This window comes from uncultured Endozoicomonas sp. (genome assembly GCF_947495845.1).
In the GTDB taxonomy this organism is placed as follows: Bacteria; Pseudomonadota; Gammaproteobacteria; order Pseudomonadales; family Endozoicomonadaceae; genus Endozoicomonas.
In genome coordinates this window covers 92,795-118,016 of record NZ_CANMAO010000009.1, presented here as the reverse complement: position 1 = coordinate 118,016, position 25,222 = coordinate 92,795, and the positions used below count along the sequence as shown (strand labels likewise).

At 47.2% G+C, this 25,222-nt stretch carries 23 protein-coding genes; 11 read left to right on the top strand and 12 right to left on the bottom strand.

Annotation, left to right across the window (positions count from 1 at the left end):
- Positions 1-19: 19 nt before the first annotated feature.
- A complete protein-coding gene (locus tag Q1B11_RS08870; protein WP_299730856.1) occupies positions 20-2,134 on the top strand; it encodes an EAL domain-containing protein in 2,115 nt (704 codons plus the stop codon).
- On the opposite strand, the gene Q1B11_RS08865 is transcribed toward Q1B11_RS08870, so the two are convergent.
- Genes Q1B11_RS08865 through serB form a run of 4 tightly spaced genes read right to left on the bottom strand, consistent with a single transcriptional unit; the run spans position 2,131 to position 6,941 of the window.
- The gene (locus Q1B11_RS08865) at positions 2,131-2,754 is read right to left on the bottom strand and encodes an ATP-binding cassette domain-containing protein (RefSeq protein ID WP_299730853.1); all 624 of its coding nucleotides are present in this window, start codon (positions 2,752-2,754) and stop codon (positions 2,131-2,133) included. The genes Q1B11_RS08870 and Q1B11_RS08865 overlap by 4 nt on opposite strands.
- Positions 2,751-4,487 carry a hypothetical protein gene (locus Q1B11_RS08860; protein WP_299730850.1) on the bottom strand — a complete coding sequence of 579 codons (1,737 nt, stop codon included), beginning with the start codon at positions 4,485-4,487 and terminating at the stop codon, positions 2,751-2,753. The genes Q1B11_RS08865 and Q1B11_RS08860 overlap by 4 nt, the downstream gene beginning before the upstream one ends.
- Positions 4,487-5,698 (bottom strand): ABC transporter substrate-binding protein, encoded by a 1,212-nt coding sequence (locus Q1B11_RS08855; RefSeq protein ID WP_299730847.1) that lies wholly within the window; start codon positions 5,696-5,698, stop codon positions 4,487-4,489. The genes Q1B11_RS08860 and Q1B11_RS08855 overlap by 1 nt, the downstream gene beginning before the upstream one ends.
- Before the next feature lie 13 nt (positions 5,699-5,711).
- On the bottom strand, positions 5,712-6,941 hold the full coding sequence (gene serB, locus Q1B11_RS08850) for a phosphoserine phosphatase SerB (RefSeq protein WP_299730843.1): 1,230 nt from the start codon (positions 6,939-6,941) through the stop codon (positions 5,712-5,714).
- A 111-nt stretch (positions 6,942-7,052) separates the two neighbouring features.
- On the opposite strand from serB, the gene Q1B11_RS08845 reads away from it, so the two are divergent.
- Complete coding sequence (locus Q1B11_RS08845; RefSeq protein WP_299730840.1) at positions 7,053-8,324, top strand: AhpA/YtjB family protein; 1,272 nt, start codon at positions 7,053-7,055, stop codon at positions 8,322-8,324.
- Between the two features lie 406 nt (positions 8,325-8,730).
- On the opposite strand, the gene hisF is transcribed toward Q1B11_RS08845, so the two are convergent.
- From hisF to Q1B11_RS08815, 6 genes are all read right to left on the bottom strand, one after another.
- Positions 8,731-9,504 (bottom strand): imidazole glycerol phosphate synthase subunit HisF, encoded by a 774-nt coding sequence (hisF, locus tag Q1B11_RS08840; RefSeq protein WP_299730837.1) that lies wholly within the window; start codon positions 9,502-9,504, stop codon positions 8,731-8,733.
- A 14-nt stretch (positions 9,505-9,518) separates the two neighbouring features.
- Positions 9,519-9,908, bottom strand: a complete 390-nt coding sequence (locus tag Q1B11_RS08835; RefSeq protein ID WP_299730835.1) for a DUF4870 domain-containing protein — start codon at positions 9,906-9,908, stop codon at positions 9,519-9,521.
- Between the two features lie 141 nt (positions 9,909-10,049).
- Positions 10,050-10,778: a 1-(5-phosphoribosyl)-5-[(5-phosphoribosylamino)methylideneamino]imidazole-4-carboxamide isomerase gene (gene hisA, locus Q1B11_RS08830; RefSeq protein ID WP_067515547.1), complete on the bottom strand. Its 729-nt coding sequence runs from the start codon at positions 10,776-10,778 to the stop codon at positions 10,050-10,052.
- 4 nt (positions 10,779-10,782) lie between these two features.
- Positions 10,783-11,427, bottom strand: a complete 645-nt coding sequence (gene hisH / locus Q1B11_RS08825; RefSeq protein ID WP_299730827.1) for an imidazole glycerol phosphate synthase subunit HisH — start codon at positions 11,425-11,427, stop codon at positions 10,783-10,785.
- 1 nt (position 11,428) lies between these two features.
- Positions 11,429-12,022, bottom strand: a complete 594-nt coding sequence (gene hisB, locus Q1B11_RS08820) for an imidazoleglycerol-phosphate dehydratase HisB (protein ID WP_299730824.1) — start codon at positions 12,020-12,022, stop codon at positions 11,429-11,431.
- Between the two features lie 104 nt (positions 12,023-12,126).
- On the bottom strand, positions 12,127-12,870 hold the full coding sequence (locus tag Q1B11_RS08815) for a hypothetical protein (protein ID WP_299730821.1): 744 nt from the start codon (positions 12,868-12,870) through the stop codon (positions 12,127-12,129).
- 243 nt (positions 12,871-13,113) lie between these two features.
- Here Q1B11_RS08815 and Q1B11_RS08810 point away from each other — a divergent pair, with 243 nt between their 5' ends.
- From Q1B11_RS08810 to Q1B11_RS08770, 9 genes are all read left to right on the top strand, one after another.
- Positions 13,114-15,075, top strand: a complete 1,962-nt coding sequence (locus Q1B11_RS08810; RefSeq protein WP_299730818.1) for a hypothetical protein — start codon at positions 13,114-13,116, stop codon at positions 15,073-15,075.
- Positions 15,076-15,210: 135 nt separating this feature from the next.
- A complete protein-coding gene (locus tag Q1B11_RS08805) occupies positions 15,211-17,283 on the top strand; it encodes an AsmA family protein (RefSeq protein WP_299730814.1) in 2,073 nt (690 codons plus the stop codon).
- Between the two features lie 59 nt (positions 17,284-17,342).
- Complete coding sequence (gene mutY / locus Q1B11_RS08800) at positions 17,343-18,428, top strand: A/G-specific adenine glycosylase (RefSeq protein WP_299730811.1); 1,086 nt, start codon at positions 17,343-17,345, stop codon at positions 18,426-18,428.
- A 114-nt stretch (positions 18,429-18,542) separates the two neighbouring features.
- Entirely contained in the window at positions 18,543-19,115 is a 573-nt protein-coding gene (locus Q1B11_RS08795) for a YbhB/YbcL family Raf kinase inhibitor-like protein (protein ID WP_299730808.1), read from the top strand.
- A 103-nt stretch (positions 19,116-19,218) separates the two neighbouring features.
- Entirely contained in the window at positions 19,219-20,169 is a 951-nt protein-coding gene (locus tag Q1B11_RS08790) for an autotransporter outer membrane beta-barrel domain-containing protein (protein ID WP_366139447.1), read from the top strand.
- Positions 20,159-21,619, top strand: a complete 1,461-nt coding sequence (locus tag Q1B11_RS08785; RefSeq protein ID WP_299730805.1) for a protein adenylyltransferase SelO — start codon at positions 20,159-20,161, stop codon at positions 21,617-21,619. Before Q1B11_RS08790 ends, Q1B11_RS08785 begins: the two co-directional genes overlap by 11 nt.
- A 68-nt stretch (positions 21,620-21,687) precedes the next feature.
- On the top strand, positions 21,688-21,960 hold the full coding sequence (locus Q1B11_RS08780) for an oxidative damage protection protein (protein ID WP_299730802.1): 273 nt from the start codon (positions 21,688-21,690) through the stop codon (positions 21,958-21,960).
- 148 nt (positions 21,961-22,108) lie between these two features.
- Entirely contained in the window at positions 22,109-22,519 is a 411-nt protein-coding gene (locus Q1B11_RS08775) for a nuclear transport factor 2 family protein (RefSeq protein ID WP_299730799.1), read from the top strand.
- 265 nt (positions 22,520-22,784) lie between these two features.
- Complete coding sequence (locus Q1B11_RS08770; RefSeq protein WP_299730796.1) at positions 22,785-24,011, top strand: threonine/serine exporter family protein; 1,227 nt, start codon at positions 22,785-22,787, stop codon at positions 24,009-24,011.
- Between the two features lie 34 nt (positions 24,012-24,045).
- Here Q1B11_RS08770 and Q1B11_RS08765 read toward each other — a convergent pair whose 3' ends face one another.
- Complete coding sequence (locus Q1B11_RS08765; RefSeq protein WP_299730793.1) at positions 24,046-24,612, bottom strand: hypothetical protein; 567 nt, start codon at positions 24,610-24,612, stop codon at positions 24,046-24,048.
- A 129-nt stretch (positions 24,613-24,741) separates the two neighbouring features.
- Complete coding sequence (gene pyrI / locus Q1B11_RS08760) at positions 24,742-25,200, bottom strand: aspartate carbamoyltransferase regulatory subunit (RefSeq protein WP_067586344.1); 459 nt, start codon at positions 25,198-25,200, stop codon at positions 24,742-24,744.
- Between the last annotated feature and the right edge of the window lie 22 nt (positions 25,201-25,222).

The following is a 25,222-nucleotide window of genomic DNA, read 5'->3' as shown; positions in this document are numbered from 1 at the left end:
AAAGCAGTGATTTACCCGAATGGATTATCGCAAACAAACTATACGCCTGCTTGCCCTGGAAGACTCACCGAATGATGTTGAACGATGGGTAAAATTACTCCGCGCCGCAGGCATGCCCCCCCGTGTACAACATATTTCGTCTATTGAAACGATGGAGAACGCACTGAAAGACCAGCAATGGGATCTGATACTCAGTGCGGAGGAAACGCCAAGGCTGAACGCCCAGCACGTTCTAAATATTGTGGCAAAATATCAGCAAGACATTCCAGTGATTGTCACACTGCCTGAATACAATCCGGAGAAGACATCCACCTGGCTTTCTGCCGGTGCCCGGGACGCCATACCCAACACCAATGAAAAACATATTCTCCATGCAGTGTTAAGGGAGCTGAACAGTCTGGATGATCGGCGAAAGTTGGATACCACCCTAAAAAGTCTGGAAGAGTCCAATAAGCGCTGTCAGTTACTGCTCGCAAGCGCTACAGAAGCCATTGCCTATATACACGACGGAGTGCATGTAGACGCCAATGCCGCCTATCTTGAGCTGGTCGGCTACGAAGATATTGATGATCTCGCAGGCACAACGATTATTGACCTGGTTGATCAACAGCATCAGGCAGAAATCAAGCAGCGACTAAAGAAATTTAATGCCAACGCTTCTCAACCAGCTATCGAGTGCCAGCTAGCTCATGTTGATGGCAACTACACCTTTGTTAGTCTGCAACTTTCTGAAGCTGAGTATGATGATGAACCCTGCATACAATTGACCCTACTGCCTATTCCGGTTCTGGATCAACCTGCAGAAAAGAAATCAGAAATCAAAGAAGCTCCAAAAAACGTAGTAACACCAAAACAAAAAGCAAATACAAAAGCAGCACCGGCAAAACCCGCACAAAAGCCTCAGAAGCCGCTAGCTCTTGACACGAAAGAAACCTTCCATAAAAAAGTCGATACGGCACTGCAGAAAACTGAGCAGGCCACTCTGATTTTTATCCAACTGGATGATTTCGAGACACTCAAAAATGATTACAGCGATGACGGTATTCGCTCCCTTCAGAGCGCAGCTGGTGAGCTTATTCTAAAGAAATTTTCCAACGGTATTGGTTGCCAATATGCAGAGGATACTTTCCTGCTACTGGCTCCTGGCAATCCAGATAAGATTTACGATCAGCTAGTCAATCTGCAAGAAACCATTGAAAACCACTTATTTGGTAGCGCTGATGAAACCATCACAACAACCGCTACCATCGGCTATGCCGTGAAAGCCGGTGATCAAGATCTGGCCGCCTTACTCGTTGATGCCAAAAACGCTTATAAAATGGCGCTCAAAAAAGAGAACCCACGAATAGAGCAGTATTCAAAAGAAAAACTGCTGCAAGAAAAAGCCGACGATGGTGATGTACAGGCCATGATTCGTCAGGCTCTGTCTCAGGACTCTTTCCATCTGCTGTATCAGCCCGTGATCAATATTACCGGTGCTGAAGAAGAGCAGTATGAAGTGCTCCTACGACTTCACTCTCCTAAGGGTGAGGTGATTGAAGCCAGTGAGTTTATGGCCGCGGCAGAATCATCAAGCCTGATGCCTCATATTGATCGCTGGGTCATTCGCCAATGTATACGACAGCTTACACCTCTTTATAAAGCAGGTAAGAAAGTAAAACTGTTGATCCATTTGAGCCCACTGTCCATTCAGGATGCCGAATTGGTAGGTTTCCTTACTGGCCTGTTAAAAGCCAGCAGTATTCCTGCTGATAGCATCATATTGCAAATGCCAGAAAGCGTTGTATTACAGCAATTGAAACGGGTGGTTGAATTTTCCAAATCCATTGAGAGCATTGGTTGCCAGTTAGCCATCACCCGGTTCCAGAGCGATTCCCGTTCTATGAAAGCGCTGAAGCATCTGAATGTTCAATTTGTTCGATTCGATGGTAGCTTTACCAGTGAATTGAGTGATGATCGGGATGAAGAAATTACAGAAATGCTGGGGCAGCTGAGAGAGCAAAATGTGCGCTGTATTGTGCCAATGGTAGAAAGCTCTCCAACGCTGGCGCACCTGTGGAGGCTCGGTGTGGATTACGCCCAAGGGTATTACATTTCCGGACCGATGGATGCCATGGACTTTGATTTCGGCTAAAGCCTGATCACTTTCTCATTATCCGGAATATCCTGCTCATCATGGGTCACCATGAGAGCAGGGATTTTACGCTCTTCGATCTGCTCAAACACAAAACGTCTGAACGCACCTCGCAGCCCGGCATCCAGCTTGGAAAATGGCTCATCCAACAACAACAGTTTTGGCTCTGCCAGCAACGTTCGCATTAAACTGATTCTGGCTTTTTGACCACCTGACAGAGTGGCAGGGTCTCGATCAAAATAACCTTTCAGACCACAGTCTAATAAAGCTTGCTCCACCCTTTTCCTTCGCTCTTTTCGGAGGTATTTACGAGGTAAGGCAAACGTCAGGTTTTCTCCAACTGTCATGTGAGGGAATAGAAGATGATCCTGAAGCTGCAGCCCAACCCCACGCTGATGAGAAGGAATATCATTAATCACTCTGCCAGCCAGAATGATCTCACCGGAACAAGAAAATTCAGACGACAGTATTCCACAGATGTAGTTCAACAAACTGCTCTTACCACACCCACTGGAGCCAAGCACAGAAAGTACTTCTCCAGCCTCAGCAGTACAACTCAACTGTGAGAACAGTTGCCTGCCATCAAGGCAAATATCCACACCTTTCAGGATTAAATTCAACGGTTCATTCTCCCTGCAATTCGTCCATTCTTCACAGTCCAGTTGCTCAATAGAAACGCCACTGCGTAGGCAAGGAATGGCAAAATCATCTGAACCAGCCCATAAACACCGATTAAACGACGATTCCCCCCAGAAACCAGACCAACCGCTTCAGTGGTTACCGTTTCAATTCTTCCGGCACTGGCAAACAATGTTGGTAGATACTGGGCAATGCTCACGGCAAAACCCAGTGCAATAGATGCCATCAATGGACGCCACAGCATCATCAGTTTTATCTGAAAAAATGTTTTCAGCCGCGACTGAGAAAGCAGCAACCCCTGAAGACTCTGCCGTTGATCATAATAACGCCATGGGCCAGAAAGGCTGAGAAAACAATAAGGCAATACAAACAACAGATGCACACCAACGACAGTAGACCAGTATCCTTCCAGCTGATATTCAAGCAGTAAAATCTGGATACCAAACAAGAACGTCATCTGCGGTAACAACAACGGCGCATACATGGCAAGGCTGGAAAATAGTGTCAGCCTTTTCCCCAGCCCCTGGTGTTTTCTCCTTTGCAGATTAATCAGTTCCAACAGCACAACAGCGAACACGGTAGCCAGCACAGACGCTGCCAGCCCAACTTTCAGGGAGTTCACAACGGGCTCAATCAAACCATTCCACGCTCTTTCCCAACTCCTTAATGACCAATCAGGCCAAAGAGAAGGAAAACGCCATCGCCAGACAAATGACCATATCAGTAAGGTGATCGCACTTAGAGAAAATACAAGCAGAACACTCTTCCAGATAGCTCTGAATAGTGTCATTGATACACCAGAAAACCGCCCACGATCACCATTCGTCAGCCAGTGTCGTGAACTTCGTTTCGCGATGATTTCAATCAAATAGAATGCGCCAATACAAAGCGCCACCAGCATCAGAAGCAGTAAGCTTCCAGCCGCAGCCAGCAGCCGGCTGGAGAGATCAGGATCTTGAATCCACTGAAGAATTTGCACAGCAAAGGTTGGAGGATTTGTTGGGCCAAGAATCAACGCAATATCCACAACCGAAATAGAGAATGCCAGAACGGTATACACGGGCAAGCGAATCATTGGATACAACTGAGGCCAGATCAACTTCACCCAAACGGTCATTGGCTGAAAACCAAGGCTGGCTCCTAGCTTCAGGGTTCCGGAAACCGGCACCTGCACCAACGCCGTTAGCAACATCAGAATCAAGAAGGGCGTTTCCTTGATAACCAGAAGCAAGATCATGCTCAGCCCAAAAGCATCATTCACTGTTTGCCAATCTGGCGGTAACTCCCAATCAGCCAATAGCGCAATCAGTCGGGTAAACAAGCCACTGGGCATTAAGATAAAGGCAATGCCAAATGCAAGCGCAACGTGGGGAACCGCCATGACCGGCGATAACCAGTGCTGAAGCCTACGCCAGAGCGGCGTTCCCCATAACGCGCTGACTGCACCCAAAGCCAGCAACAAAGACAAGAGCGTAGAAAAGACAGAAGTGCCAAGGGTCAGAAACAGCATTTCTGATAACTTTGGTGTCACTAGAAGGTTTAGCCAAGGGGCGACACTGAAGTTTGTAAACCCAAGAGCCGGCATAATATTAAATGCCGGCAAAACAACACTGACGACACCCGACAACACTGGCAAAAGAAAAAGAACCGTTAATCCCACTGCCAGAAACGCAGATGGAGATAAACGGCTCGAGAAGTATTTAACGACGGTCACTACCGGTATCTTTTAACCCACTCTTTCTCAAGCGCTGACACCCATGAACTGTGCGGCTCAGGCAGTGTAGCTCCCAAGCCTTCAGCAGACAGTGTTGCAGGCCCAAGCGGCAGTTCTGCAAATCGTTTCTGGTCCATACTGTTCAAGCTGGACATGGTTAATACTGTTGGGTCTCCCCAGACATCCGGATTGGCTTTATGAGCCTGAGCTTCCGGTGACATCAGGAAATTGATCACTACCTGAGCCCCTTCACTGGCACTGCTGTTAAAGGGAATGGCCAGAAAATGGGTATTCCCCAGAGTTCCGGTTTTGTGAACATACGTTCTTACCGTTTCCGGCAGTTCACCACTGGCAATAGCAGAGCTTGCATAAGAAGGATTAAACGTCATCGACAGGAGAATTTCACCGTCGTCCAGCAACGGTGTTAATGCAAGGTTGTTTGCCGGGAAGGTTTCACCTTTACGCCACAGCAAAGGATGAATCTCATCCAGATAACGCCACAATGGCTCAGTAACTTTATCGAAGTCAGCGTTTTCCACTGGTTTCTGCAGAACGTCCGATTGTGTGGATAACTCACTCAGTAACTGCTTGAGAAAAGTGGTACCAATAAAATCCGGTAGCAGAGGGTACGTCACACGACCTTGATGCTTCCGAGCAAAAGCCAGAAGTTCTTCGGCATTCGCTGGCGGCGCATCTAAACGATCAGTGTCATACATAAAGACCAGCTGCGCCATTCCCCATGGTGCTTCCAGTCCATCCACCGGTTCTCCAAAATCCACCACCGTGGTTGGTTTCTTAACAGGGTCAATACCGTTAAACGACGGCAAATCAGTGACAAAAGGACCGTAAAGCAAACCATTGTGCTTCATCGAACGGAAGTTTTCTCCATTGATCCAAACCAGATCAACAGTCCCTTTATCCGTACGGCCTGCAGATTTTTCCGCCAGAACCCGACTAACCACATTGGCAGTATCCGTCACTTTGACGTGTTTCAGCATTACGCCATATCGCTTTTCTACTTCTTTGGCCGCCCAATCGATATAGTCATTGATCTGTTCGCTACCACCCCAGGCATTGAAATAAACCGTCTGCCCGCGGGCTTTATCAGTCACCTGTTGCCACTGTGTACTGTCAGCCAAAGAAAGGGCTGGTGCCAAAGCAACCATGGCAGCCAGCGCCACCTTATTAATCCATCGTTGTATTCTTATCATTTTTCTTCTCGTCTCATGTTAACGATTGAAGATCCTTTTCACTGAAACCCAGCAGGTACAAAATACTATCCAGTCCCAGAGTAGAAATCGATTGTCGTGCACTCTGTTTCACCAGCGGTTTGGCTCTGAATGCCACACCAAGACCGGCAACACTCAACATTGGCAGATCGTTAGCCCCATCACCCACGGCAATGGTCTGATTTAAAGAAATGCCTTGTTCAGAGGCAATTTGCTTTAACAGCTCCGCTTTTCTATCACCATTAACTATCTGTCCCATCACCTGGCCGGTCACTTTACCATCGCGGATTTCCAGTTCATTAGCATGAACAAAATCGATGCCCAGCTTGTTCTGAAGATAACGGGCAAAATAAGTAAAGCCACCAGAAAGAATGGCAGTGCGATAGCCCAGTGAACGCAAAGTTGATATCAGTTCTGCGGCACCTTCTGTCAGTTTTAACTCGTTGGCAATGCCTTCGAGTACGGACTCATCCAGCCCTTTCAGCATGGCAAGGCGTTCACGGAAGCTCTCATTAAAATCCAGTTCACCCTGCATGGCGCGCTCGGTAATTTCCGCGACTTTATCGCCGACGCCCGCCGCTTCTGCTAACAGATCGATCACTTCAGCTTCTATTAGGGTTGAATCCATATCAAACACAACAAGTCGTCTATTTCGACGAAAGATGCTGTCTTCCTGAAACGCAACATCGGCATCCAAGTCCGCCGTCAGGTTCAAAAAATCTGATCGCAGTTTATCCAGATCCGGTGAAGTGCCTCGAACAGAAAATTCCAGACAAGATGTGCGACCAGTCTCGTTTTCACCTTCCAACAATGAGCGACGACCAGACAGGCGGGAGATATGATCAATATTGAGACCGTGAGCAGACGTAATACCGGATACTCGGGCAATTTGCTCTGCCGTCACATTTCGGGATAGCAACGTCAGGATATATCGGTTCTTGCCCTGTTCGGACACCCAGTGTTCGTAGTCGTTCTGGGAGACGGGCTGATAACTGAACTGCAAATCGCGCTCATGAAAATGAAACAGCAAATCTTTTAGAACCGCCGCGGAGTTCTGCCCTGAATCTGGTAGGCGAACCAAGGTTCCCCAAGTCAGGGTGTCGTGGATAACCGACTGGCCTATATCCAAAATCTCAAGACCATAATCCGCCATGATGGATGTAATGGATGAGGTAAGCCCCGGCTTATCCCGGCCAGTTACATTAATTAAGATTATTTCACTCACTGGACAGTCCAACTCTCAGGTCGATTCAGGCGCACAGTCTAACATACCGATGTGGATCAAACTGAAGTTTTGATAGGATAAGCAGTTGACCATTTGCTCAGGAGCTTTCTGTTGAAAAAGCGCACTCTCACGCCCGGACTGATTTCGCACTTTTCGTCCCGGTTTTCCATCCGTACTCAACTGATGGTGATTTTTGGCGTGATGCTGACCCTTCTGGCGCTGGGCATGTCATTGGTCATCAACAACGAGGTTGATTCGGCCAGCCGTCATCAAGCCGATAGCATCGGTCAATTACTCAGCGCTCAAACCGCCAGCGCTGCAACCGATATGCTGGTCACCGGTGATCGGCTGAGCCTGAATGTTTTACTCCGGCAGCTGGTGCAAAACCCTTATGTAACGGATGCCAGCATCTACAGTATTGATAATCAGCGAATTGCCAGCGCCAGCTCCAACAGCGGGGAGACAGATAGTGACAATCCGTCGTATTCGTCACCCATTCATTATCAGGATGTGATTGCCGGTTATGCTCGCCTGTCTCTGAACAACGAACTATTAAGCCAGAAACCGAAAGATGCACTGTTAATTATTGCCGCCATTAGTTTACTGGTCTTGATGGTTGGCCTGATTGTACTTCACCTTTACGGTTCCGGCATGGCTACAGAGCTTGGCATTATCGAGCGACAGCTGAGATCCATGATGCCAGGTGATGCCACCACGCCTGAAGTAAAGGGTGAGATTGCCCGATTATCTGCCTTTGTAGAACAAAAACTGCTGGAGAAGAGAACCGTTGAGCCAGAGGAAACTGAAGACGCCCCGGAAACCTCTGTAATCGTTGCCATCAAAGTAAAAAACCTTGGTCGCTTACAACAACTGCTGGCCCCCAGAGAACTTCAGGGTATTCTGTGGAGCTATAGTGAAATTATCCGCGAGTCGGCAAAACTGTACGGGGGTGAAGTTACTTACACACCAGAAGGCAACGCCTACCTAAGGTTTTCCAGCAATCAAAGCCCAAAATTCACCTCTGACGCTTTGTTTTGCAGTTTGATGATTGAAGCCCTGGTAGAGATCGCGGGCAAAGTGAATATCGCCAGCACACAACTGGGTATAGGTATCAGCATCAGTGAGCAACAATCGGAGTTTCCGGAAGAGCAGCATCCGGCGCTTGAAGAGAGTGCAGCAAGTGAAGCATTAACTCTGGCGAACCAACCAGAGATGAACGGTATTTATATGGTGCGCTCAGTAGTCAGTTGGTTACCCTCAGAGCTGCCAGATTTTGAAGCACTGGATAACGAAGTTGTTCGTATTAAAGGAATTAAAAGCGATGATATTGATGTACTTCGTAATCGTATTCACGAAATAGCCAGAACGCTGCAGCTTTCATAATCGAGAAACTATTCTCACATTACCAACAAAACGAAGATAAATGGTCTAGAGTCACTTCTCTGAATAGTTGAGGGATTACTCTGTGGACAATCCAAGCTCAGTAAACACTTTTGGCTCAACCTACGCCCTGCTCGGGAGTGACAATAATGCGCAAAAGAAAGCCGTAAAAGTATCTTGTTGCGGATTCGAGGTATCTATTCCGAGCTGTCTAACTGCTTGTCTTGGTTTAAGAACCAAGACTGAAGATCACCAGTTCACAGCACTGCCTACAAACGATACGAACCCAATAGTCAGAAAGATAGAGGAACGCGCTGCTGAAAGAGTCGGCGGCAATTAATACAATCGCTACGCCTGCTTCGAGTGGCTTTAATCAGTCCCAGAATATGTCAGTAAATTGATCTCACTATTATAATCTCATTTCAATTCCACATGACGCCATATATTGCTTAGCCTCCGGAATAGAATACTGCCCAAAATGAAAAATACTGGCCGCAAGAACCGCGTCGGCCTTTCCTTCTTTAACGCCGGCGACCAGGTGATCCAGGTTTCCGGCACCCCCTGAAGCAATTACCGGAATTCCCGTCGCTTCTGAAATGGCCCGGGTCACTCCAAGATCATAGCCGTTTTTAACACCATCCTGATCCATGCTGGTCAGTAAAAGTTCACCTGCACCAAAGGCTTCCATCTTCATGGCCCATTCAACGGCATCAAGCCCGGTTGGTTTTCTGCCACCGTGGGTAAAGATTTCCCAGCGATCTTTTTCTCCGGGCTGGCTGACTTTCTTGGCGTCAATGGCGACAACGATGCATTGAGAACCAAAACGATCCGCAGCTTCTTTAACAAAGTCCGGATTAAACACTGCGGCAGTGTTAATGCCGACTTTATCGGCTCCAGCATTCAGCATGGTGCGAATATCTTCGACTTTGCGAATACCTCCGCCTACTGTGAGAGGGATAAATACTTCGCTGGCCATTCGTTCTACCGTATGAACCGTGGTATCTCTTCCTTCGTGGCTGGCAGTAATATCCAGAAAGGTGATTTCGTCCGCCCCTTCATCATTATAACGACGGGCGACTTCTACCGGATCACCGGCATCACGAATATCCAGAAACTGAACGCCTTTGACGACTCGCCCATTTTCGACATCGAGACAGGGAATTATTCTTTTAGCCAGTCCCATTACAGCACCTTCTTTTAATTAACCAACCGCAGCGTCATCGGGTAGCGATAAAATTCGCCATTGCCCGCCTTCATGGCAGCTCGCACCATAAATATCAACACTACAATGGCGATAATCGGAACTAATGGCAGCAGTAATAACCCCACCAACATTAGTTTGAGCGCAACCCAAACGGCAATCAGTAAAGCAAGAGTAATCTGAAAATTCAGAGATTCCCGGGCATGGTGTTCAATGTATGGGGATGAATCCCTTTTCCAAAGCCAGATAAGCAGGGGAATAACAATACTGAGTCCAGGCACCATAAAGCCAAACAATGGCAGAAGGTGCGATAGCACCGCCATGTTTTTATCATCCCGATTGATGCTCGGACTATTAACTGGTGGAAATTCTGAATCTTTCATCATGTGGTCTCTATACCCAAAGGATTTCAAGTTGCTACGCGGCGGCAACCGAGTGAATCCCCATGAGCCTACGAATAGTAGGTGATTGGGGTGAGCGAGCGAAGCCAACAAAGTAGCAACTTGAAAGGCGACGGGTATAAATCGTTACTGAAGACAATAACGCTGAGCTTCTCCAAGATCCAGAGAACCTTCATAGATTGCACGGCCAGTAATGGCGCCTTCAATGCCTTCATGGGATACAGCTTTCAGAGCACGAATATCATCCATATTAGTGATACCACCAGAAGCGATAACGGGTATGGACATACTGTTCGCCAATTGTCGTGTAGCTTCCACATTCACACCCTGCATCATGCCATCACGGGCAATATCGGTGTAAACAATGGCGGATACACCATCCTGTTCAAACTGTTTCGCTAAAGAAACAGCCTCAACATCGGTGACTTTTGCCCAACCATCGGTAGCGACCAAACCATTCTTTGCATCGATGCCCACAATCACATGACCAGCAAACTGTCGGCAGGCCTCCTTGACAAAATCCGGATCTGTCACTGCTTTAGTTCCAATAATTACCCAGGAAACACCAGACTCCAGATAAGCTTCTATTGTCGTCAGATCGCGAATACCGCCGCCAATCTGCACAGGCAAATCAGGGTATTTTTTGGTAATGCCACGGACTGCTTCTGCATTGACTGGCTTGCCGGCAAACGCACCGTTCAAATCAACCAGGTGCAATCGACGACATCCAGCGTCTACCCAACGACTTGCCATGGCCACAGGGTCATCGCCAAATACCGTAGCATCGTCCATCTCACCCTGACGCAGACGGACACAGGCACCATCTTTCAAATCAATAGCTGGAATGATTAACATCTTATTATGGTTTCCACTTCAAATAATTTTCGAGAAGCTTGAGTCCGCTGTCGGCACTTTTCTCTGGATGAAACTGGACGGCAAATACATTCTCATGGCTTAGAGCCACATCAAATTCAAGGCCATACTCTGTTTTCCCAACCACCATCGAGGCATCAGCAACATGAGCGTGATAGCTGTGGACAAAGTAAAAACGGCTATTGTCTTCAATCCCTTGCCAGAGTGGGTGGGAAGGATTTGTCTGTTGAATCCGGCTCCAGCCCATATGAGGGACTTTCAGGCGATTGCCATCGTCATCCTGAAGCGGGTTAGCAAAACGCTTCACATCGCCAGGCAGTATTCCAAGACACTCAACACCACCATTCTCTTCACTGTGGTCCAACAACACCTGCATGCCTACGCAGATACCCAGCAATGGTCGGGTATTAATAATTTCCCGGACAATATCATCAACCCCGTGCCGGATAATTTCTGCCATGCAGTCACGGATTGCACCGACGCCGGGCAAGACAACACGATCCGCCGCAAGGATGTCTTCTGGTTTAGAGGTGATAATGATTCGGGTGTCAGTATCGGCAACATGTTCCAGCGCCTTACTGACGGAATGGAGATTACCCATTCCATAATCAATGACAGCCACCGTTTGCATGCTAGAGCGTTCCCTTGGTGGATGGCATTTGTCCGGCCATTCGTGGATCCGGAGTCAGTGCCATGCGCAGGGCTCGACCAAAAGCCTTGAAGACGGTTTCTATCTGATGATGGGCGTTGCGGCCTTTAAGGTTATCAATGTGCAGGGTGATACCCGCATGATTCACAAAGCCCTGAAAGAACTCATAAAACAGATCGACATCGAAACGACCGATCATGGCTCGGGTGAAGTCGATGTTGTATTCCAATCCTGGTCGGCCAGAAAAATCGATCACCACTCGTGACAATGCTTCATCGAGGGGAATATAGGCGTGACCGTACCGGTAGATACCTTTTTTATCCCCCACCGCTTTAGCAAATGCCTGCCCAAGGGTAATACCGATATCTTCTACGGTGTGGTGGTCATCGATCTCGTTATCACCCACTGCCTTGATATCCAGATCAATCAAACCATGACGGGCAATCTGATCCATCATATGGTCCAGAAAGGGTACGCCCGTATCGAAGGTGGCTTTACCCGTGCCATCCAGATTGATGGCAACACGAATTTGTGTTTCCAGAGTGTTTCTTTCAACACTGGCCTTGCGCTGAGCCATGCAAATCTCCGGTTGGATTATTCATATATTCTGTTTCCGGGAGCTTGCATTATACCCAAAGGATTTCAAGTTGCTACGCGACGGGTATATATGGAGCGCCGGATTTAATCAGCTCTGACTTGCCCAAATATATCACCCTCCAGACTCTCCAGCAGTTTATTGACTGCTTTACGATCAACCTGTGCAGGCTTTGGCTTCAAAGGTTGGGGACGATCATTTACCCAGTGGGATGACCAGAACCAGGTAGTTGCCACACATTCCTCAGGATAACTCTTTAGCTGAAACTGCTTTGCAATCCTTATACAGCCTGTTAAAAATTCATCCACTGCAGATATACGAATCGGGTAATCAGACGATGGTTTTTCATAGAATTTAGCGCGAGTCTGATAAATCCAGAACTGCCCTTGCTCTGGAATACGGCTGTTGGTCATGGCAGCCAATTGGTCGGGGCGTATCTGAATCCGACAGGTTTGTATCTGCTGACGGTCTGTATATCGAATCTCTGAAGGCGTAATAGGAAACAGTATGCCGTTAAACACACTTCCTACTGATTGCATGACGCCAAGGTCGGTTTTTTTAAGCGTATCACCAGCACCGCTTTTAGTAAGCCAACCTCTCTTATAGCCATCAACCTTTACAGGTATGGCATGCTGATAGTTTCTGTTTTCTGATTGACCATAAAGCAAATCACCATACCCGATCATATATTGCGGACTATTTTGATCGACTACCGGATAGCATTCACTTGCGCGGACAATAAAAGGATATAAGAAAAGTAAAATGCCAAATAAAACTCCCGTTATTCTTTTTCGAAATATATAGAAGACAGTGCACTTTAAATTTAACATTTCAAACACCTTGAATATAGAAATCAGTAGAATAAGAAAAACAAAAAATCAAATCCCAAAAAAAAACCTGTAAAGAAAATCATAATTCACCCGAGTAACCCTGAAGGATGAGTATTAAGTTTAGCTATTAATCAGACGCTGATTAATATTGGAGACCTGAATAAATAAAAGCGGTGACTATTAAAGGTTGATTTTAGTCACTTGTCAGGTATCGTGTAATTTACAGAGAAGGATTTGATTACCATGCCCGGTCGAGTGTTTAAGGAAAAACAACTCCGGCTTTGTGTCGTGGCCGCCTTGACTTCACTCTCTGCACCCGTTGCAGAAAGTCTGCTGTTGCCGCCAAAACCATTGGCCTCCAATATATCTTGGCGATGCGATTCTGGCTTAGCCCAACAAAGGCTGTGTAATAATTTGGTGGATCCGAATTATCGTTATGCCCGCAACACTCACAACACTAACAAGTCAAAATCAATTCAGGCACCGCCGAACTCTTCACCAGCTTCACAGCAGCCAGAATTAAATAAACCTGTTTATTCACAAAACAATTTACAACCTGATTTTTCAGAACCATATATCAATATTGCCCCTGAAAACCGTTTATTAAATCTCTCGGGCAATCAATACGTGCTCCAATGGATGGCCGCAAAAGAACGCGGACAACTAGAAGCATTAAAACAGCGGTACCCTGTCCTTAAAGACGCACTGATTGCAAAATATGAACGTTCCGGAAATACCTGGTTCGTGCTTCTCGACGGTCCATTTAAAAGTCGCACCGATGCCATGGTGGAATTGGAGTCACCACCACGATCGGCAATGGCAAGAGAGCTTTATCCCTGGACTCGGTCTCTGGCCAGCATTCAAAAGCTGAACCCTGTTGTTTCAAATCCCAGCTACCGAGTTGCAAAGAACAACTGGCAAGACCCGACTCAAGAGCGAGTTTCTTACTCTACGCCATTGTTGGTAACCACAGAACAAACAGCACCCTATATAAATCAGCAATACATTGACCCACCGACTTATAATGATAACTACTCATCGCAACAAGTTGAGGTCGTTGCGAATCGCCAGAGTAACTCTCATTATGAGCGTGGCTATGAGAACGGCCGCGAGATGGTTCTACCCTACGGGGCTGAATTCGACGAAGTAACTAACTCGGGCAATAATAGCAGTACTCAACAACAGAGCTACCAGAACGCAGACAACTCACAGTCTAAATCACAGTCTAATCACACCAGCGTTTCGGCCTATATAAACCCAAAAGTCGATCAGCAATCGTCACACGAAGTGGATTATAACCTGCAAAACACCCAACCAGTTTCTTACAACAAACCGGCTCAACAACCAAAGCTTCGCAGAGAACCGTCCTACCATCCGCAGCTGCAGTATGCGATGAATGTTCTAACAGCAAACCCCAGAAGTTATACCATAGAGTGGATGAGCTCCAACCGAAAAGCCTCTCTGGAACGAGCACAGCTGCGTTACAGCGAACTACAGAACACTCAGATAGTTCGTTACAATAGAAACAACCGAAAACGTTATATGCTGGTGAGCATGTTGTTTGTTAATCGTGCAGCAGCTTTGGATGCTTTACTGACCCCATCCCTTGCACGCATCTCTACCCGTTTCTCGCCAAAAGTGAGGCGCGTGGCTGATCTGCAGACAATGGTCGGCAACACGGTTCAGGATAACCATGCATGGGTTGGTCCGGCACTGGAGCCATCTATCCAGAAACGACACTGGATCGGCACTGATGATCCGGGTAATCGTGAGTACATTGTCCATAGCCGCTCAGAACGCTCACGGGCAAAACCAGTCGCCAGCAACTATTCGACATTGCCACAAACAGTGACACAAAGAATGCCTGAACCAAAGTCTATGCCGATTATAAATAATGACCAGCAACAACTCAGCTCATTACTGAACACGCCAGGTGATGCATACACTATTCAGTGGTTCTCATCGTCCAATGAGCAATCAATAGAACAGCTTAAGCAGCGCTTCCCACAGCTGCAGGATGCTATGACCGTGCGGGTGCAAAAAGGTAGCAGACAGTGGTTTGTTCTTGTGCAAGGACAATACAGAAATAGCCAGGAAGCCATTCGTGCATTAAAAACACCGTCAATGCAAACCATTGCCACCGTATTACACCCATGGACCCGCCCTGTGGATTCCCTGAGAAAACTGAGCGTAGCCACGCTGTAACGCTCTGGCTTAAGCACTTCCTTTTCGAGGCTGCTTTTCGCATCCGCCTGCCATATAAATTTACCTACACGACAATAGTGTTAAGATAGATTTAAATATCTAAAACCCATTCCCAGACATTCCCTGAGGCTATCCATGAACCGCGCTATTAAGTTCATTGCCGTTTTGCTGGCGGCATTGGTTCTGCTGGTTGTCATTGCTGCAGCACTCCTTCCACGATTTATTGACCCGAACCAGTTTCGTGGCGACATCACCCAAACGATTTATGACCAGTCTGGCCTGAAGGTAAACATCAATGGCGATATCGGCTGGTCGATTTTTCCCTGGGTTGGCCTTTCTCTTTCCGATGTTGCGGTTGAGGGCAAGCACAACTCAAAACTCGCAAAGCTGGGTTCTGCTGATGTCAGTGTTAAAGTCATTCCGTTATTGAGCAAACGGATTGAAATGCAAACCCTTGAGCTGAAAGGCCTTGAATTAACATTGGTAAAAAATAAATCCGGGATTGGCAACTGGGAAGTCTCAGCGCCGGTCACGACCAAACAACAACCTGCAACAACCTCTGACCCCGCTGACACAACAACTGACACAACAACTGACACAAAAAGCACGGAATCCAGCACCAGCGCATCCGCAATCAAGCTCAACATTGCCAGTGTAAACGTCAGTGATCTGTTAATTAGTTATGACGATCAACAAGCTGGCCAGAAATACATTATTGATAACGCCAGCCTGACTACCGGCGCTATTCGCAGCCAACAGCCTTTCGATTTTCATTTGAAAGCCCATGTAGAAATGCCCGATCTGGCACTGAATACATCCATCATGGGCAATATGACGTTTAATCTGGCGGCGGGCACCTACCGGCTTGAAAAGCTCAATATCAGCGCCAGCCCGGATACGGCCAAAGCAGAAACCGTCAGCATTGTCGGCAACCTTCTTTACCAGCAGGAACCGATGTTGGTTCAAGGCAACCTTGGGGTGAATGCATTTAATGCTGCCAATCTTGCAAAGCAAATCAAACTTCAGCTCCCCCCTATGGCTGATCCGAAGGCACTGACCAAAGTCGCTTTTGACAGTCATTTCAATACGAATGGTCAAAGCCTGAATGCAGAAAAGCTGACATTCCAATTAGACGACTTTTCCCTGAACGGGAACTTCAAGATGTCCAGCATTGAACGAGGTGATATGAAATTTGCTTTCAAAGGCAATCACCTGAATGTGGATAAATATCTGCCACCAGCCGCCAGTTCAGAGCCAGCAGCTGCTGAAAACAGCCCTAATAATAACGACAGAGAAACAACAAATCAGACACAATCCTCACCGCCCAAAGAACACCCGTTGATTCCTGAAGCCATGCTCCGCGGGTTGAACCTGGATGGCTCTTTGACGCTGGAATCCCTCACGGTCGCCAAACTTCTATTCGAGAAACCATCAGTGGGCATTAAAGCGGCTAATGGCACGCAGGAAATCAAAATTGGCTCAGCCTTTTATCAGGGTACTATTGATCTGACGTCTACTCTTGATGTGCGTAAGGCTGGCAATCCAAAAATGGCAGCTAATGGCAAGCTGAAAGGCATCAACCTACACGCCCTGGCCAAACCATTGCCTGATCTAAAACCTGTGGAAGGTGACGTCAATGCCACTATGAAATTAAACACTCATGGTCAGTACGCCAGCACCCTCACTAAAAACCTCAATGGCGATATCGCCTTCCAGATCAATAAAGGCGCATTCACAGAAGCCAATTTCGACAAAATGGTCTGCGAAACCGTGGCTTTTGTGCGCAAGAAAGAGCTGCAAACAAAGGACTGGGGAAGCACTACACACTTTACCGACTTGAGCGGCACCTTTGTTATCACCAATGGCGTTGCCGAAAACAAGAACCTCATTGCCGCACTCGCTAACATGAACCTGAAAGGGGATGGATACGTAAATCTTGTGGACCGGAAAATGGACTATCATATTGGCCTGAATATCCGTGGCGAAGAATCGCCAGACAGTGATCCGGCCTGCCAGATCAACAAGGATTATGTAAACGTCACCTGGCCAGTACGTTGCCACGGCTATTTGGACGCGCCTAAGTGTGGAGTGGACACCAAACGTATTGGTGACGTTATTTCCAGCGTAGCGAGTAATAAGCTGCAACAGAAAATCGAAGAAAAGGTACAGGGGCCGGTTAAGGATCTGCTGAAAGGCCTTTTTAAATAGTAAACAACTTCTGACCGCTATTTATCTAAAGCGGTCAGAAGTTTCACATCAAATTCTAAATGACCATAAAAGACGAAGTAAGCACCCAAGTTTTTAGCCAGAAAATTCTTCGCTGGTTCGACCACCATGGCCGTAAAAACCTACCATGGCAGCAGAATAAAACCCCTTACCGGGTCTGGATCAGCGAGATTATGCTCCAGCAGACTCAGGTCACGACAGTGATTCCCTACTATCAAAAATTCATGGCTCGTTTTCCAGATGTGTTCACCCTTGCGGCAGCCCATGAAGATGAAGTGCTCCACCACTGGAGTGGTTTAGGCTACTACAGCCGTGCCAGGAATCTTCATAAAGCCGCTAAAGCGGTGGTTGCGCAATTTGATGGCGAGTTTCCCAAATCGGTTGAACAGCTGATGGAACTGTCCGGCATTGGTCGCTCAACTGCTGGCGCGATTGCTTCCATCAGCATGGGAATCCGGGCGCCTATTATGGATGGCAATGTGAAACGAGTGCTTACCCGTTACTTTGCCATTCCCGGCTGGCCCGGTCAGACGACCATTAGCAACCAGCTTTGGGAGCTGGCGGATCAGTTAACACCTGATCACAGAACCGGTGATTACACTCAGGTTATGATGGATCTGGGTGCCACAGTCTGTAAACGAAGCAAACCTACCTGCGACATCTGCCCAGTATCTGATGATTGCGTTGCTCACCGACTAGGACAGGAAAAACTCTACCCCGAATCCAAACCAAAAAAAGCCAAACCCGAAAAGTCCACCATCATGCTTATGGTGGTCAACCAGTTTGGTGAGATTCTTCTGGAAAAACGTCCACCTTCGGGTATCTGGGGCGGCCTTTGGGGATTTCCAGAGGTATTAGGTCTTGATCAGGTTAAGGAGCAGGCAAAAGAAAAAACGGGTCTGCAACTGGGTGATTGTGATTTCTGGCAACCTTTCCGACACACTTTTAGTCATTATCATCTGGATATTACGCCAGCTCTGTCATTTATTGAGTACCCTGATAGTGATACTGATTATTCCATCAAGGATGGCGACTCGCTCAAATGGTTCCCATTGGCAACACTTCCAGAACTGGGGCTTGCAGCACCAGTCAGTAAACTGCTTGGCAAGTTGCAAAAGGCTTTATAAGACCTGATCGGAGTGGCTTCATAAAAAAACGGAATATAAGTTTTTCGTCGTTCAATTTTTACGTGAGGTGCTACCCTTATAAGCAGTATAAATTTGCAGATAACGGAGAGCACAATGAAGTATGCAGTTTCTCTTCTCGTTGCAGGGTTACTCTCTATAAGCCTTTCTACTTGGGGAGCGGAAAAACAAACGGTTACGATGAACCTGAAAAGCCCTCAGGTAACCAATGGTCAATCGTTTCACAACCAGCAGATTTTCAACCATTGGGGATGTACCGGTAAAAATGTCTCACCTGAGCTTCAGTGGGATAAAGTACCTAAGGGAACAAAAAGCTTTGCCGTAACGATGTATGATCCCGATGCCCCGACCGGCAGTGGTTGGTGGCATTGGGTTGTCATTAACATTGCAGGTGATGTTCACAGCCTTACTGAAAATGCAGGGAAAGAAGGCGGTAAACAATTGCCCAAAGGGGCTCGCATGCTGCGTAATGACTTCGGTTTTGAAGGCTATGGTGGCGCCTGCCCTCCTCCTGATGCCAAACCTCATCAATACCACATTACCGTCTATGCACTGGACATTGCTAATCTGGATGTTGATAGCAATGCCTCTCCGGCAATGGCTGGCTACTACATCCTCCAGCATATGTTAGCAAAGGCTGTCCTGACGGCACCAACAAACAAACGTTAATCCATACACACTTCCGGAGTTGAATATCTGTCTGAGGTAACCGTTCATACGAGCAAACCTGCTCTACACTTCCAGAGAGATTTTATATTGGATATTTATCGTATTGGTTTGCTTTCTGAAAACATATGGGCTGATCTTAGTCTTGTGTCTCCCAGTTTCTTTGGTCAACGCCTTAGAGCCATCACCGGAATACTGGCAACTCGCAACGACTGACAACAAACTTGGTTTTGCATCAAACCTATGGGTTCAATATTCCCATAGCCATGCAAATCAGGCGTATCAACAACAGATGCCTGGTTTCAAAATGAAAACTCACGGCTATTCCTTGGGCTGGAACACAGCGCTGGGAAAAGAGCAGGAAATAACAACCGGCGTTTTTTATACCGCAGCTCGAGGAGATATCCACAGTAAAGACGACAACAGCCAGTTAGACACAAAAGATCATATCGTTGGCATTAATACATCGTGGTACGAGGATAATTTCTTTTTCCATGGCCAGCTGCAATATGCCAGAGGTGAAAACCGTGGCAATCAAGATCAGCATAAACTTCGGTATGACAACCAGCATCGAGGATTCAGCCTGAACGCTGGCTACACGTATGCTCTTGGGCAACACTGGCAATGGCAGCCTTGGGCATCTTTCAATCGCTATACCATCGAAACGGATAATGTTCACAGCCAAACCAGACTTCCGCTGAATAGGCCTTTTTGGAACCACCCCATCAATAAAAAATACCACATCAAAGAAGCGGGCGGAGGTTTAAGGCTCATGGGAAGTCTAAATACAGGCACGCTTCTCTTTAAACCCGAAATGGGCATTAAGGGTTTTCATAATTTCAAAGATGATCCCATTGATGTCGTTGCCAGTTTCGATAAAGCGGGCACTCTTTTCATGATTGATGCCACCAGCACAGATCGCCGCCGTTATCAGTTTGATCTTGGCCTCGCGCTGGAACATGCAAATCAAACATTTCTCACCCTGAAATACGCCCACCAATGGTTAGATAACTTCAAAGTCGACGGGTTTATAGCCATAATGCGCTATGAATTTTAATAATACCTTTTCCCGTTTACCCGATATTTTCTTCACCAAGCTGAACCCGGCACCGCTGGATAACCCACAACTGGTGGTTATCAGCCCATCTGCAGCGGGCCTCATCGGATTTGAATCGTCTTCTCAAAACCTGGATACGCTCACAAAAATGTGTGGCGGCCATGAGCTTTTCTCCGGTTCAGCCCCTCTTGCCATGGTTTACTCAGGGCATCAGTTCGGTGGTTATAGCCCTCAACTGGGCGATGGTCGTGGATTATTGCTGGGCGAAGTGGTCAATGATCAAGGCGAAAAGTGGGATCTACACCTGAAAGGCTCGGGCCCGACGCCTTACTCTCGCTCTGGCGATGGTCGAGCGGTATTGCGCTCCTGCATCCGTGAATTTCTGGCATCAGAAGCATTGCACCATCTTGGTATTCCAACCACCCGGGCACTCTGTGTGGTCACCAGCGATACACCGGTTTATCGGGAAACCACCGAAGCAGGCTCAACCCTTCTGCGATTGGCGAAAAGCCATATCCGCTTTGGTCACTTCGAATACTTCTACTACACCAGAAATCACGAAGCTCTGAAGACCCTGGCGGACTACACCATTGAAAATAACTTTTCTGATCTCGAAGGCATGCAAGAGCATGCCGGCACCGATGAAGGTTACCGGTTGTTTTTCGCAGAAGTCGTCCGTCGCACAGCAAAATTGATTGCCAAATGGCAGGCTGCCGGTTTTGCCCACGGTGTTATGAATACCGATAACATGAGCATCATTGGCGACACCTTTGACTACGGCCCCTATGGTTTTATGGATGACTTCAACTGGCATTACATCTGTAACCATTCCGACCATCAGGGTCGCTATGCCTTCAGTCAACAGCCGGAGATCGGTCACTGGAATCTTGGCAGGCTTGGGCAGGCATTGGTGCCCTTGTTTGATAATGCCGAGCTGATTCAAACGGCACTGGATGAATACCCAAAAATCTACACTGACACTTATATGGAGCTGATGCTCACCAAGCTTGGCATTTCGAATAAGCAAGAAGGCGATGATCAACTGGTTACCGATTTACTCCAACTGCTTCATGACAGTCGTTGCGATTACACGATCTTCTTTCGTACGCTCTGTGACTTGCCCTCAGATAATGCCAAACACGCTCTGACCGAGCGGGTGAATCACCCATCATTAGCGCCTTGGCTAACTGCATACCACCTCCGGTTAGCAACGGGCACCACTGACCATCAAGCACGCCAAACTCAGATGATGCAGGTGAATCCAAAGTTTATTCTCCGGAACTATCTTGCCCAGCAAGCGATCGAAAAAGCGGAGAAAGGCGATTATCAGGAAATGGAAAGCCTGATGGCGGTACTCACTGCACCCTATGATGATCACCCTGATTTGGAACATTATGCCGATGCGCCACCGGACTGGGGCAAAAAGCTGGAAATCAGCTGCTCTTCTTAGTCATCCGTTTTACAGTTAAGATAACGCCAACAGCTCAGCTCAACAAAACAGTACAGCGAGATAACAATATGACCAGAATGGTTCACTGCGTAAGACTTAAGAAAGAGGCAGAAGGCCTGATGGTTCCACCTCTGCCGGGCCCAAAAGGCCAGTGGGTTTTTGAAAATGTCTCCCAGGAAGCCTGGACCGAATGGCAAATTCACCAAACCCGGCTGATCAACGAGAAGCACCTGAATCTTATGCAGCCCGAGGCTCGTCAGTATCTCACCGAACAGATGGATAAGTACTTCAAAGGTGAAGCGGTGGATGCGGCTGATGGTTACGTTCCTGAAACAAAATAATCCCTTCACATAAGTACCCAATCTGATAAAGCCAAATGGGAATTGCATTTTCATTTGGCGCGCAATCTTGACACCGCTAAGATCAAAAGATAAGTTGCGGATAAGTTACGAGTCGCCGGCTAATTCAAACAATAAAAAGAGTGCCTTTATGAGCCAACAGTATCTGGATCAGTGGCATAACGTTGTGTTCAAACGAGATATGAAACAACTGAGTGCCATATTGCATGACGATGTAGAGTTTCATTCGCCAACTCTCTGGAAGCCCAAGGTCGGGCGCCCGGTAACCCAATACATTTTACAAATGGTGATTGAGATCTTTAAAGATTTTCAATATCACCGGCAATGGGTTGAGAGAGATGGCCACGAAACAAACATGGCACTGGAGTTTTCCGCTACAGTGGATGGGAAAAATATAAAAGGTATCGACCTTATTCGCTGGAATGAAAAGGGTCAGATCGTGCATTTTGAAGTCATGCTTCGCCCGATGAATGGGTTACAGCTCATGTTTAATAAAATGACTGAGCACCTTCAGGAAGCAGGCTTTATTCCAACTGCCTGACGGTAGTGGGTCAAAAGCGTGAATAGCGGATGACTCTGAAGATAATCTATCCACTCATTTGGCCCGCCACCCACTCTTTTAAGGGCATACAGACTTCGATTCTGAAAAATTTGCCAAGCAGTTATTCCCTTAAATAGCACTGGGAATAGCTGTTCACTTATTCTTCCCTACTCTCATGGTATTTATCACCAGAGGTCTTGCTATTGCACCGCCATAAATCCTATTCTTTCCAGCCCTTTGAGACCATTACCCTGAGCAACACATTGTGGATCGTAAGACTTACCGACAGCGCCGTGATTTTCTGGTAGCGCTGGGACAGGCTCTGCATAAATTCGGGACGCCGGCTTTCCGCCTTGAAAGCCATATGCTGAACGTCTGCCATACTCTTGGGCTGGAAGGTTACTTTATTGTCTCGCCGACCTTGCTCACCGTTGTGTTGTGGATTCCCGAGATTTCATCAAAACGACACAATTATCATATCCGCGTAAAGCCCGGCGATTTGGATCTTGGCTCTCTTGCCAAAACAGACCAGTTGGTTGATGACGTTGTCAGTGAAACTATTTCTGTGGCTGAAGCGTCTGTTCAGCTGAAAGAAATTCTATCAGCGCCTGCCCCTTACAGCCTGGCGACCACCTACTTTGCCTTTGGTATAACCAGCGCAGCTTTCGCGATGCTGATTGGTTTCAATTGGGCAGAAGTCTGGATTTCTTTTCTGGCTGGCATAGTTGTGTTCAGTATGATTTGCCTGTTAGAACGATTTTCTTCCAGCAATGAAGCACTAGACCCTCTGGTCGCGTTAGCCGCTGCACTGTTTTCAGGGATGGCCAGCTATTGGTTTCCGCAGATAAACGTCCATCTTGTGGTTTTATCGGGCATCATTGTTTTTATCCCGGGGCTTTCTATCACACTTGCATTAAAGGATCTGGCTGCAAGGCATTTGATTTCCGGCACCAGTCGTTTAATGGACAGCCTGCTCTGCCTTTGCAAACTCTATTTTGGTTCTGCTCTTGGTAATGCATTGGTTAAGTTGTTCTGGGAGCAACCTGCCACATTGCCAATCTCCAATATTCCAGCATGGATGGACTGGATCGCGATTCCATTACTGTCACTTTCGCTGGTCATTGTTTTCAAAAACCGATTGCGAGATATCCCCTGGAGTTTGCTTTGCTGCTTTATTGCATTCGGGGGAGCACGTTTTGGTGCAGAGTATCTTGGAGAAGGTATGGGGCCATTTGTTGGCGCTTTGCTTGTGGGGATCTACAGTAATATCTGGTCACGCATTACTAACAAATCGTCGCTGATTATTTTGTTGCACGGTGTCGTATTACTGGTACCGGGAAGTAAGGCGTATATCGGATTGGACAGTGCCATCAACGGTGTCGCTTTTATCGACCTGCCACAGATTGGTGTGCACACATTTATGATGTTTATGTCGATTCTGGCAGGGTTAATCTTTGCTCGCTTACTTTTTCCGGCGAGAAAACTGCTTTAAGAGCAAGGAGGCAAAACCTCCCAGCTCATTTAGTTTAAATATCCAAATGAACGCCGGCAGTGAAGCCTTTGATCTTATCGGACTGGGCATGGCTGCCGTCAGTTTCAACGGTGTACTGACGATAACCAGCCTGCAGATAAACCGCAGGAAACAGTTCTACACGAGCACCTGCAGCAACATCTTTGACAGTATCATCGGAGCCTCTGCCATAACTTGCCCTGGCATAAAAAGACAGATCATTGTTAGGCAACAACTCAAGATCTGCAATCACCATGGGTAATGTTGCATCATAGTGATCACTGCCATCAATTCGATGAAGCCCTGCTCCCAGGTCTACGGATACAAGGCTATTGTCCAGTATTTCGTAATAGCCATAGGCGTCTGCAGTATTGAATCCATCCTTATCACCTTCGAAGCCAGTCGCTCTCAATGCAACGTTTGGGAGTAGAGGTACAGGGTGTTCAATCTGAGCATAAATTGATCCAGCGGTGCCATGGTCTTTGGTTTCCCACACATCACCGCCGAATTTGGCACCCACTATATCGCCATAGCCGTAAGTGCTTGAGAGTAACAGCAGGGAAAGGCTAATTGCTTTCTTCATTATCGCAGTCTTATTTGAGTAAACATGGCATCTTACCTGATAATCAGCAGGCCTTTTATCACGTCCTCAAAATTTGTGACGGCTCCGGGGTTATCTGTTATCAGAGCTCCCCGGAAGCTACCTGCGTTATTAATGCAGCTCTGTCACAATATTCTTACTGAACGATTTCTCGCAGTAATGGCACTTCATCATCACATCTATCTTTCCCTGCTTCAGAGAAAACTGACTCTGAACCGGCTCGTTGTGGCTAATGCAGTTTGAATTCGGGCAGGCCAGCACGCCGGTCATGGTTTCCGGCATGGACATTTTAAACTTACCCACCACCTTATAATCTTCAATAACATTGATAGTGGCGGACGAAGCAAACAACATCAGTTCATTGGCTTCCTGCTCGGTAAACTGACGACCCTCTACCTTGATGATGTCTTTTGCGCCAAGTTCGTCGCTGGGCAAATTAAAACCTACCGTAATGCGAGCGTCGCTGTTTAATACCTGCAAACGGTCAAGTACTTTCACACCGTGGCCAGCAGGAATGTGGTCAATCACAGTACCTGTGCCAATGGCTTCTACCTGAAGTTTCTTGTTCATGATAAATCTCCCCCAGATAGTC